This window comes from Segetibacter aerophilus, from assembly GCF_007991655.1.
Classification (GTDB): domain Bacteria; phylum Bacteroidota; class Bacteroidia; order Chitinophagales; family Chitinophagaceae; genus Segetibacter; species Segetibacter aerophilus.
Map to the genome: position 1 here is coordinate 12,640 of NZ_BJYT01000014.1, position 11,671 is coordinate 24,310.

The window sequence follows — 11,671 nt, forward strand, 5'->3', positions numbered from 1 at the left end:
AATTACTTTTCTTAACCTAAAATGGCAACCCAATTCCAAGGTTAAATATTAGGTTACTACTTCTCCACTCACTGCTTCCAAAATCTATTTGATTTAGAACCGATCGCTGTCCTTCAGGTAGCCATGGCTTTCTAATTGGAACTGCGACGTCAAGGCGAAGCAACAGTATTTGGATATCTATTCTCAATCCAACACCCGCATCAACTGCAAGCTCTTTTAGAAAATCTTTTGAGAACCTTCCACCCGGGTATAAAGGTCTACGTGAAACTGGATCTACAATATTATTAACTAACCATACATTGCCCGCATCCAAAAATACTGCCCCATAGAGAATACTAAAGAGTTTGGGGCGATACTCTGTATTTATTTCCAGTTTAAGATCGCCAGTCACATCAGGGTAAAACCCTCTCTTATTTGCAGTTTGGCCTCCAGCAAAGGTACCAGGACCTACCGAGCGACTTCTGAATCCACGCAAACTGTTATTACCCCCTACAAAATATTGTTTTATAAAAGGCAGAACGTTCGAATTTCCATAAGGATAGCCAAGGCCAATTATCACCCTGTTGGCCCACTGACTGTTTAACCCAATTTTGCGATAGTAGCGGGTGTCAAACTCGGCCTTTAAATACTGGGAAAAAGGTGATCCAAACAAATTCTTTACTTTACCATTTTTAGCATCAGCACCAGTGGCAAGGCCTAATATATTACCTGCTACATCGAGTAGTCCGTTGAAATATATCCCGGTTGCATTTTTCTCCCGGCCAACGAGTTGATTGTAGTTGTAGTTATAGGTTGATCCAAGTATAAATTGCTGCTCAATAGTCCTTTTTAATGTTGGATAGTCGGAAATAAATCTTCTGAAAGAGTCTGTAACATTCAGTGGCTGAACATAAGTAATAGATATAGCGTTTAACTGGTGTTCTTTCTGGGCACTTTCTTTCCAGTTGTAGCCAAGGTTTGCCCGGTAGGAGTTTAGAGAATATAATTTTTGCCTTTGCAAAATGTCATAGCCCAACTGTATAGTTGTTCGAGGAACATAGGCACCAGTTGTATTCAAATCAAAAAATGGTATTACAAACCTTGGAAGCGCAAGATTTAACTCGGCCCCATAGCGTAAAGTATTGAATCCGCTGTACGAGCCTGATACCTGTACCTCTGTACCAAAGTATGCGTTGATGTTTAATTGTTCCGCCCCTCGAAATGCGTTTCTATTTTTCCAACGAACAGTAATCTCAGAGCCAGTCGCATTGTTAGATTTTGTTAGGCCGCCTATTTCTGCACTGAGAGATTTGCGAGGTAGTGGAGTTAGATAATAATAGGTGTTGAGCTTAAAAGAATCCGCTACAACATCAAATCGGTTTTTTACAAATTTGAAGGTACCTAGGTTTGTAAGCCGGTTAAGGGATTGATTATGGGCTGTACGGTTGTACAGATCGCCCGGCTTAAACAACATCATCTGTTCGAAAACCAAAGGTTTGAAGGTTTTATTTCGGTCGATAACATAATACCCTTTGTAGAAGATAGAGTCAACTTTCATCGTATCCCTTCTTGCAGTATTTAGGTTATAATTGGAATAGATGTAAATATCATTGATAGTATAAGCCTGCTTTCTTGCCATTTGCACATCTGGCTTAAAGCTTACGTAGAGGTTGGTAAGATCGTTACCTATAGTACTATCGACAAATACGATTAGGTCATCAGGACTAAAAAAGTAAAAGCCTTTTTCTTTAAGAGCTGCATCTATACGTAATCTTTCGCCTTTGACTACATCGAGATTAAAAGCATCTCCTTTCTTAAAGATCGTTTTATTTGAAATTGCCTGTATAGCCTGGCTGATAGCGTTGGTGTCTTTAGGAAAAGTTACCTCGTTTATTTTGTACTGAACCCCCGTATTAGCGACATAAGTAGCACTAGCTTTTTTATCCTTAACAACGGTATCAGCAGTGACCTTTGCATGAAAAAAACCCCTGTTCTCAAGGGTGTTTGTAAGCACTTGTATGTTGCGGTCGAGTTTAACCGAGCTTAACAGAACCGGCGGCTCACCATTTTTCCGTAGGAACTTATTTATAAAATTATTCTTCTTACCGGCCATGTTGTACAAGACAAGCTTGAACGGGATACCAAGGAGTTTCGAGTTAGGCCTCGGACGGATTAAAGCCTGCAGGTCCGCCGTAATTACCTTCTTTTCATTATTAGGAACAGAGGCATTTTCAACTTTTACTTTATGTCCTGTGTATAAAGCCTCCCCTTCGGGAATTTTTTTAGTAACATTACAGCCGGCCAACAATATACCGATAGCAGCAATTTTCGAATAATGAGTAAGTAGTTTAGATCTTCTAATTTGCATCTGTTGAATCTTTTTCTGTCGCAGAAACTGTTTTTCTGTCGTCCGCTATTAATACTTTTTCAAAAGTGATTGGAGAGCTTTCAACTGGTATACTATCGTTAGCTGTTGTTGCTTTTTCTGAAGATTTCAGTGCCTCCTCTCTTTCTTTCTGCTCGCGCCTTTGCTGCCTTCTTTTCTTTCTATCTATAAAAATGTCCTTGAATTTTTCGTAGTCAACGGAGATAATAAACTTCAAGCCTGTTTCTACAACAAATCCTTCGACGACTGCTTCATAGTCGTTTTTTCGATAGCCGCGTAAAAGGTACTTGCCATCCTGTGTGAGAAAATAATCGACAGTAACATTACCAATTACATTGCTACCGCTTTGATTTCCCTGGCTGGGGCCTTCAAGTTCATAGTTACTTCCTACGGTTACTTTAAGACGATCGTTCAAAAGACGTTTTGATAAAGCGACATTAAAGTCGGTTCGATCTCTTCTTTCACCGGTAGAATAGTCTTCCGCTGTATTTACATCAAACGATATATCTACGCCCGCAATAAGATCTCCTGCAAGGTTGTTTAGCTGCTCTGTCAATAATTTACTTACACTCTGCTTTGCAAATGAAGCCGCATTAAAACCACCACCACCACCACTAGTTGCAAAAGGATTTTCTGCTACAAAACGATTTAGTAACAGTAGAGCAAAAACCTGTTTATTTAATTCCGAAGGCTCTGTCTTTATTTGATCCAACCTAGTAGTAACTGTTGTCAAAACCTCGTTTGATACTCTTGCATTATTTTCTGTAGGCAAGGCAATATCAAAAGTTAATACAGGTTGCATCAATTCTCCCTTCACCATCAACCTTACCTGGAACGGTAGCTTTTGTTGATAATAACCTTTCTGCCCTTCAGGAATTTGATTTGAGACCAGCTCCATAGGTGACGTATTAGCAACATAAATAGCGGTAACATCTATGTCTGCTGTAGTCGGTTCACCTGTCCAGGTAATCTTACTACCTTTTTCTATTGCAAACTTGCGGCGAAGGAAATTGAAAGACAATTCGTATCCGCCCTCTTCTATTGTGTAAGAACCGGTCATGGTAATTTTTCCGCTTGGATCTATACCACCATTTAACACAGCAGTTCCTTTCAAATTAAGAAAGTCTCCATTCGCCTCATCTATAATTACATTGAAGTTTGCTTCTTTTACCACCTCCATATTTACGGACACATTCATTCCGGTTATCGCAGTCTTATTGAAGGAAGAATCGTAAGTGGCAAGGGTTTGCTTAAATATCGAGTCGTTTTCCGGGGCATCCATATCTACAAATTCTATGATGCCTTGCCTGTCTACTACGCCCGGCTCAGCCTGCGGTAATACTATTGACAAATCTGTACCCTCATTCACACGTAACGAACCATCCACTACAGGTGCAGCTTCTGTACCTTTTATGCTTATATTTGTGTTTAAGAACAATTTGCCGTAGTACAGGCTGTTCTGTCTTTTTGTCGTATTAATCGCCCTGAAATTCCTTGCTTTTACAGTTAGGTTTAAATTGTAATTGATGAAATTACTCGTACCAGCAAGACCATCAACAACGAGGCTATTGTCAGCAGAGTCTTTTATAGTGAATGTATTGAAGGCTATCCCCTGGTTGTTTACTTTGATTGTTTCACCGTCTATTTTGAAATAACTGCCAAGCATTACAACGTTGAAACCGGTCTGATTAAAGTTAATTCCGCCATCGATGTTTGGCGCTTTGGTGGTACCATTAATAGCCACGGCTCCTGTAAGGTTGCCTGTCGACTGGTTAATAGCACCCATGCTTGCAGCTTCAATTGTTTTAAAGGGTAATTGCCTGATATTTAAATTGAAATCAAAATTGCTATTGTTAGCAGGCTTCATATAATAATTTCCGGTGAGACTAACATCGTTGCCCTTGCCAGTAATGGTGACATTGGTAGCAAAGACGTTCTGGGTGTTATTATTTACTTTAATATTTACATCGCCAATAGTGTCTTTTTTAACTGCAAGATTATTTAAGGTAAGATCGGTGGTAAAGTTTGGTTGTTTCAACATATCCCTCACTTGTACATTTCCATTCAACAAACCGTCGACCAACAAAGTATCAGATTGCACAAAAGCAGTTAAGGTAGCAACCCTAAAGTTTGTGAAAGCCACTTGCAGGGGACTATCAGGTGCAGTATTCAGACTATTGATTATTAAATGCTGGTTGTTTTGACTTAAGTCAAAATTTCGTGCATTGACTAAAGTGGAGCCAAAGCGAATAAGATTATCAGGACTGATAGACCAGGCATCATAATTAAGCATCAGGCTGTCGGGCCTAAGAGACACAGCGTAAATATTATTAGGTTCCTGTGCAAATACTCCTGCCAGCCTGTACTTATCTTTTGCAACCTTGTCTTTAATTGATAACCCAAAGTTGATACGGTTATTAGCAAGTGTAGCTGTGAGCCTTGTGCCGTAAAGAGCTATACTGCCTCCATTGGATATCTGGTTTACATTAGTAACTATGTTTAGACTACTATCCCTTCCGACAGCATTTAATGACAAGTTGTTGATAGCATTAGTCCCATACAAAATATTAGGAGCAGTTATGTTTGCGTTCCACCCCTCGCTGCTGGAAAAATTAGATACAAGGGCTATTCCATCAAAACGTTTTAGGTCAGGAACAAAGGCATGAAGCGTTGGATGGTCAATGACATTGGCATTAATCGAAAAATTGTAAGGATCTACAGCTTTTAAAGGCGCACCGGTTGTATTGATAGCATAATACGGTTGAATTGTTTCCATCATAATGTCGCCTAACTGCTGCAACTTGTATTGGCCTTGAATAACAGCATTTACAAAATCAGTTTTTAAAGCAACAGTTTGTTGGTTGTTTACATTGCTTGCAATTACGGATAATGAGTCAAGTGCTATTCTTTGCCCATTCATGACCAGAAGGGAATTTACAACGAACACTTCTCCGTTCAGTGCATCGAGGTTTAATTCAGGAACATTCGCTGTTATCTTTCCGCGGTAAAAAATGGCATTTGGAGTAAGGTGTAAGGGAAGCGTTTTAATGCTATCGATGTCAGCATTAACGACAAAACCAGGTAGTTTACCCCCTATGTTTCCTTCGGCTTGCAAGGCAAAATGAATGTTAGGATCCTGCATAGCAGCATCAGCAGTAAATTTTTGATCAGCAATAGAGGCGTTTAAAGACAAACCCGTGTAAGTGTATTTCTTAACTTCTGCTGAAACAATGTTTCCTTTAATTTTTGCGTTTGCATTGTCAGGATTAAACCCTTTACCACTTATAGTAAAGTTTGCAGATATAGCTCCAACATTCTGCGGCTGCTGCATTATGGCCCCCAGATTTAATGCAGTTGTTGAAATGACAGCATTATACCTTGCATTATTTTTATCTGTTGCATTGCTGATCTTCCCATTAAGTTTAGCTGAACCGAGAGAGGTGTTTACAGCAAGATCGGTTGCTAAATTTTTCATCCCTCCTTTGATCCTTCCTCGCAACGCAATTGTTTCCGGTATAGTGATATTTTTTGGAATGGTGCCGGCAGGACTTAGCGCCATTATTTCACCTCTTGTTGTGTTAAACCTATTGATGCTGATGTCAGCATATACATTATTAGGGTCAGCAGCATTATCAACTGTTCCTGATAGATCTATATTGGTATTTCGCGAATCTCTAAATTGAAGATTATTTATTTCAAGATGCCTCATTCCTCCCCTCAATCTTCCGTTCAGGTTCATTACTTCCGGAAGACTTACTCCTTTAGGAAGAGTGCCGGCAGGAACTAATGAAACAATATCACTCCTGCTTGTAGTGAACTTCCTGATGTTAAGATCGGCTGAAGCATTCTTACTATCCATTCCATTATTGACAAAACCAGCTACATCAATGCTTGTGTTATTTAAACCTCTAAATTGGAAATTCTGAATATTAAGTCTGTTGAGACTACCCTTCATACGGGTATTAAAATAAATCTTGCTAGCAGGGTTTCTAAATGCCGGCTGACCAGCCAATGTTGGAACAAAAGTGAGAATATCTTTTACCTGCAAATAACTATTGTCGATGTTCAAATCAAGTTCAAGTAATCCCATTTGCTTTTGGATAGCGGCCAATGAAGGATAGCGAATGATGGCGCTCCTTTTAATTTCAGAACCGGGAGTTTGAATAAGTATGTTTTGTAGTGAAGCACCTTTATCTGTATAAACAACATCTGTTTGAAATTTGTCTAACTGAAAGCCACTTTTTTCTCTCATATGACCTTCTACGATGTTGGTTGCAATAGTATCATTATGGAAAAGAAAATTATCTGCGTGGAGTGTAAGATCTTTTAGAGCCAGGTGAGCAAAATCCATCCCTCTACCTATTCTGGGCTTAGTGTCATCATCAAAGGCAAAATTATTATCGTCGAAACGAATGGATGCTATTGTAAACTTCCATGGCAACGGTTGAGTGGCAGTAGAAACAGCTTCTTTGTTTTCATTTGTAAGTTGAACTACAGAAGGAGTGTTAGCTTTCCCCATTCTGAAAAAACCATCCAAATTGTTCAATTGTACGTCTTTTAATGCAATCACAGAATTCTTAAGATCGAAGCTTTCAGGATGGATATTAAAATTTTTCAAAGCAAGGCGAGTCGACATAGCGGACACAGCATTGCTGTAGCTAATGTCCAAATCACTTAAAAGAATTTCTTTGTTAGTAAAGTTTAAGAATTTCGGAGCTTCATTTTTTACTTCAGGCCTTGGATTATCTACCACTGTTGTGACCGCTATAGGCTGGGTTTGGTCTATGCGGCCTCTTACACCATTCACTACAATACTCGGCACATCATAACGAAGATTAGTAGGATCAAATGTGTTAATTCGGGTATCAAAATGGTTAAGATAAACGTCAACATCATTTCCCGTAACAACATCCAGGTAAACAACGCGAGTCTTATCAACAATAATTTTTTCTATAGCCATTTTCATGGCAGCAGTATCCTTTTCAACTGTTGTATCAACAGGCGAGGCAAAGGCGTCTACGATAAACTGGAAATTAAAAGTGGTGTCAGGAAGCTGTCTCTTTATCTTGGTCGTAATTCCGTTTAGGTTTATTTCATTGATTTGAATTTGTTTGCTCAACAGCTTGAACATGTCAATGTCAACCTTCAACTGGTTTCCTGCAACCAAAGTATCCTTAGTTCTGTCTTCAATATAAACGCCTTGTAAAACAATCATCTTCGGGAACTCGATATCAAGCCCCTTAATTTCAACCCTTGTTTTAAGTTTATTTGATAAGAAAGAAACAGCCTTTTTCCTGGCGAAATTTTGTACCGGTGCTGTTTGAATTAAAATCAGGATTAGGACAATTAGTCCTATCAGGGAAAGTAAAAAAATCGCGAAACCACGTCCTATTTTTGCAAGAATCGATCTTTTGTGGGTGGGGGTAGTAGTTTGTTGCATACGCCTTCATCATCTTTAATCTGCTAATAAAACTTTAATTAGTCAAAAGACGCACCAAACGATTTTCCTTTATAGGTTTTTGTTTTTCAAAGAGATATGAAGATTTTTTAATGCAATTTTCCCTCTGGTGTAGAAATTATTCCTCACGCAAAAAGCATAAATTTAGAAAGTAAGAAGGATGTTATGGAGACTCTACTAATAGGCGTGTAAGTAAACTTTTACTGAATATCTTGGTGGCTCTAATCGAGTTGTATAGAACCACGAGTATTAGAGTCGGAGGTATTTAGACAACATTTGCGTTGAAAAAAATTTATCCGAATGGCCGAGCTTGTTTTTGTCTATTTCCTGACTTTTCCAATTAGCCATAATACCAACGCAACTATTAAAACCACTACAATAACGCCTACCCACATTCCTGCTTTAAAAATTCCTCCAATAGCTTCACAGCTGGATAATAGGCTAACCGCAAAAGCAAGAACCGTAAATAACAAAAGACTCTTTCTCATAACACTATTTTAAAATCGTTTAAATTATATCAATACCTCACAACTACTTATTCGTGTTTATTCATCTGTAAATTTGACAAGGGGAATTTCAAGAAAAAGTTCCGTTACATCTTAGCTACTTGCAGTTCTACCCTTCATTTTAAACTTACTGTAATACAAAGTAAAAAGTAGTGCCAAACTTTATCATCAAGCTTTCCTGTATTTAAACTTTAGTACGAGAATAAAAAGATTGAGCAAAACAGAGAAGCTATTTGTAACTATAATCGGCCAATCTTCTCGCAGAATGCCATAGACTACCCATAGTATTATTCCGATTAACAAAGAAAAAAACATGGTCATTGATAAGTCCTCCACCTTTTTTTCCTTTATGATCTTTACCAATTGCGGAAGAAGGGAGGCAGATGTAAATATGCCTGCTACAATTCCGATAACACCAACTGTACTCAATGCTTTAACTTTTAAATGAATGCACTATTGTCTCCTGCCAGATTTCACATCTTGCTAAATCTCTTGTCACTTAAACCTCTTCAACCTATGTATACTTCGCGGCAAAAACAATAAATATTTGAAAAGGGATAGAAGGCAAAAAAGAAAGGTCTGAAATATTAAAAAGTGTTATAGTAAAAAGTGTGTGCCATGGATTAAAAAGGATAAGATTTTCGGACAAAGGAGATGCATAAAAACCGGCTCTTCCGTGGGAAAATTATTCCACAAAATATACATAACTCCTTTGTAATGTAGGCTTTATTAATACTTACGCTCTATTTCGATGTGGCATTATTTTTTTTAAAATCTATAATTACAAAGCATTAAAAAAATATTTTTTACCATTAAAAACCGTTTATTATGAACTCAGGATCAAAAGTTTTATTAGGAGTTTTAGCTGGTGCCGCTACCGGTGCTATTTTGGGAGTTTTATTTGCTCCTGATAAAGGAGATGAAACAAGAAGACGTATATCTGAAGGTAGCAGAGATGTTACAGAAAATTTGAAAACTAAGTTTGGAGAATTCGTTGACGGTCTTGCTGACAGATATGAAACAGTTAAAGAAAGCGCAACAGACCTTCTAGACCAGGGAAGACAAAAAGCAAATAGTGTTGTTAGCGCGTTGAAATCTGAAGCGGGTGATGTTGCTTCCAAAGCATCAGGTGCGGCAGGAGCAGCCTCAGGTGGCGCAGCAGGAGCAGCAGCCGGTGCTAGAGCAGGTGCAGAAGCTGGAAGTGGTTTTAACCAAATATAAAAGTATCAACAGTTGGAATTAACAGGTCTCCGGCGATTATTAAAAAACAGCTATGAGTAAGCAGCCCACTTTAACCTTAATAGAGTCAGTATTTAGCCAGTCGAAAGATTATATAGATAACCGGCTCGAGTTGTACAAGTTGAAAATGATTGATAAAACCTCTTCGGTTACTTCGTCAATCATTTCTTATGTAGCTCTATTCGTAATATTTTTTATATTCTTTGTTGTCTTTAATATTGGGATTGCTTTACTAATAGGCGACTTAATAGGCAAAGCTTACTTAGGATTTTTGATACTCGCTGCTATTTACGGGATCGCCGGAGTTATTCTGTTTTCCAAGAGAGATAAGATTTTCAAGACACCGATTACTAAATTGATTATTGGTAAATTTTTATAAAATGGCAACCACAAGCAAAATTTCCAATAATGAAGATCTGCGGAAAGCAATCGATGATTTGGAAACCAGGGTAAAGGTTCAAAAACTTGAGATACAGGATACCTATGCACAGGTGAAAGAAAATTTAAGCCCTAAAAGAGTTGTAAAAAACACTTTTAGCTATGTTGGTGAAACTCCTGAAATCCAAAGAACGTTAGTAAATACTGTTATTGGATTCATTTTGGGTTATGCCTCTAAAAAGGCCGTCGAACTTTTATCTGAAAAGTCTCTCGATCGCACCATACACAATATGGTCAATCATCACATCACAAAGATCGAAAGTAAAGATCCTGATACTTTGCTTTCTAAGGGTATTTCGTTGCTTAGAAAGCACACCCCTCACGACTCTCCCATCTATCCTTTTGTTCGATATAAATAGTTTTTATTGCTTAACATAGTCAACTCATTAACAAAAGCCGCTACCATATGTAGCGGCTTTTTTGTTTACCAAACTTCGCTGTTGCTTAGAGCTTTGGAGCTTTTAAAGGCCAATTTTAGATAGGGGAAAAATCATTCTTCTTATATTTTTAAGTATAATAAATTGCGTCCTTATAATTCATCTTTATGCATAAGCCAGTCTTGGTGATTAAATTAGGAACAGCGGTCATCACGGGAGCTGATGGTAAAGCCGACGAGATGATTATATCGAGACTGGCGGAAGAAATTGCAGAACTCAATACTACTTATAAGGTTGTTTTGGTTTCAAGTGGCGCCGTCGGCAGCGGAAAATCTTTTATTAAAAACTATAAAGGAACACTGATTGAACGAAAGGCCGCCGCGGCTGTCGGCAATCCAATTCTTATACAGCTATATCATAAGCATTTTTCGATGCACAACCTGGTGGTTGCGCAGGCGCTTTGTGAACGCCATCACTTCTCTAACCGTTCGCAGTTTCTACAATTAAAGGAGACATTTTACGAATTTTGGGAAAACAATATTATTCCTGTTGTAAACGAAAATGACTTAGTGAGTAATGTCGAGCTAAAGTTTTCAGACAACGATGAGCTCTCTACTTTAATTGCCATTGGATTTGATGCTGAGACCCTGGTTATCTGCACGTCTGTTGGTGGCTTTCTTGATGATAATAAAGCCATTATTCGTTCAGTTGAAAATATTGACAATACAATTCTTGGATACGTAAACTCAGAAAAAAGCGCTGTCGGCCTTGGGGGGATGGTTTCAAAACTAACTTTTACAAGGCTTGCCACCTCTTTGGGAATTCAGGTTATCATGACTGGTTTGAACCAGGAGAATGCCTTAAAAGAATCAATGGCAGGAAATAGCGGAACAATATTTAAACCGAAAAAGTCAAATTTAAAAGCCCGGCAGAAATGGTTGGCTAGTGGTTCAATAACACTGGGTAGTTTGCTGGTTGATAAGGGAGCCGAAAAAGCTTTACACGAACGAAAGAGCCTGCTTACTGTAGGCGTAAAAGATGTGAAAGGTATTTTTTCTGCAGGTGAAGTAGTGCAGCTTATCAATGAAGAAGAAACCATTATAGGTGTAGCCAAAGTAAAACTGGATGCGGCGCAAATGGCAGAACAGGTTTCTAAAAAACATGCACTCGCAGCACATTGTGATGATATCGTTTTGTTCTAGCCGTTTTACTTTCTTAGGTAATTGCGCTGTTCTGTTTACTTTTAAATATTAATCAACGTAAAAACAAGTTCAATAAAATGCTACAG

At 38.3% G+C, this 11,671-nt stretch carries 8 protein-coding genes; 4 read left to right on the plus strand and 4 right to left on the minus strand.

Annotated elements, in window-relative coordinates:
* Nucleotides 1-16: 16 nt before the first annotated feature.
* From tamL to SAE01_RS17090, 4 genes are all read right to left on the minus strand, one after another.
* Nucleotides 17-2,347 (minus strand): translocation and assembly module lipoprotein TamL, encoded by a 2,331-nt coding sequence (tamL, locus tag SAE01_RS17080; protein WP_147205011.1) that lies wholly within the window; start codon nucleotides 2,345-2,347, stop codon nucleotides 17-19.
* Entirely contained in the window at nucleotides 2,337-7,805 is a 5,469-nt protein-coding gene (locus SAE01_RS17085) for a translocation/assembly module TamB domain-containing protein (RefSeq protein ID WP_147205012.1), read from the minus strand. Before SAE01_RS17085 ends, tamL begins: the two co-directional genes overlap by 11 nt.
* Nucleotides 7,806-8,143: 338 nt before the next feature.
* Complete coding sequence (locus SAE01_RS24550; protein ID WP_170234189.1) at nucleotides 8,144-8,311, minus strand: hypothetical protein; 168 nt, start codon at nucleotides 8,309-8,311, stop codon at nucleotides 8,144-8,146.
* 186 nt (nucleotides 8,312-8,497) lie between these two features.
* On the minus strand, nucleotides 8,498-8,758 hold the full coding sequence (locus SAE01_RS17090; RefSeq protein WP_147205013.1) for a SemiSWEET family sugar transporter: 261 nt from the start codon (nucleotides 8,756-8,758) through the stop codon (nucleotides 8,498-8,500).
* 399 nt (nucleotides 8,759-9,157) lie between these two features.
* Between SAE01_RS17090 and SAE01_RS17095 the strand changes: the two genes are divergently transcribed.
* The 4 genes from SAE01_RS17095 to proB all read left to right on the plus strand — a co-directional run bounded on the left by SAE01_RS17095 (nucleotide 9,158) and on the right by proB (nucleotide 11,585).
* Entirely contained in the window at nucleotides 9,158-9,550 is a 393-nt protein-coding gene (locus tag SAE01_RS17095; RefSeq protein WP_147205014.1) for a YtxH domain-containing protein, read from the plus strand.
* A 52-nt stretch (nucleotides 9,551-9,602) separates the two neighbouring features.
* On the plus strand, nucleotides 9,603-9,947 hold the full coding sequence (locus SAE01_RS17100) for a phage holin family protein (RefSeq protein WP_147205015.1): 345 nt from the start codon (nucleotides 9,603-9,605) through the stop codon (nucleotides 9,945-9,947).
* Nucleotide 9,948: 1 nt separating this feature from the next.
* Nucleotides 9,949-10,365 (plus strand): hypothetical protein, encoded by a 417-nt coding sequence (locus tag SAE01_RS17105; protein ID WP_147205016.1) that lies wholly within the window; start codon nucleotides 9,949-9,951, stop codon nucleotides 10,363-10,365.
* Between the two features lie 185 nt (nucleotides 10,366-10,550).
* Nucleotides 10,551-11,585, plus strand: a complete 1,035-nt coding sequence (gene proB / locus SAE01_RS17110) for a glutamate 5-kinase (protein ID WP_147205017.1) — start codon at nucleotides 10,551-10,553, stop codon at nucleotides 11,583-11,585.
* Nucleotides 11,586-11,671: the final 86 nt, after the last annotated feature.

Coding starts and splice junctions, on each gene's coding strand:
- tamL (WP_147205011.1), bottom strand. CDS start 2,347: ATGCAAATTAGAAGATCTAAACTACTTACTCATTATTCGAAAATTGCT.
- SAE01_RS17085 (WP_147205012.1), bottom strand. CDS start 7,805: ATGCAACAAACTACTACCCCCACCCACAAAAGATCGATTCTTGCAAAA.
- SAE01_RS24550 (WP_170234189.1), bottom strand. CDS start 8,311: ATGAGAAAGAGTCTTTTGTTATTTACGGTTCTTGCTTTTGCGGTTAGC.
- SAE01_RS17095 (WP_147205014.1), top strand. CDS start 9,158: ATGAACTCAGGATCAAAAGTTTTATTAGGAGTTTTAGCTGGTGCCGCT.
- SAE01_RS17100 (WP_147205015.1), top strand. CDS start 9,603: ATGAGTAAGCAGCCCACTTTAACCTTAATAGAGTCAGTATTTAGCCAG.
- SAE01_RS17105 (WP_147205016.1), top strand. CDS start 9,949: ATGGCAACCACAAGCAAAATTTCCAATAATGAAGATCTGCGGAAAGCA.
- proB (WP_147205017.1), top strand. CDS start 10,551: ATGCATAAGCCAGTCTTGGTGATTAAATTAGGAACAGCGGTCATCACG.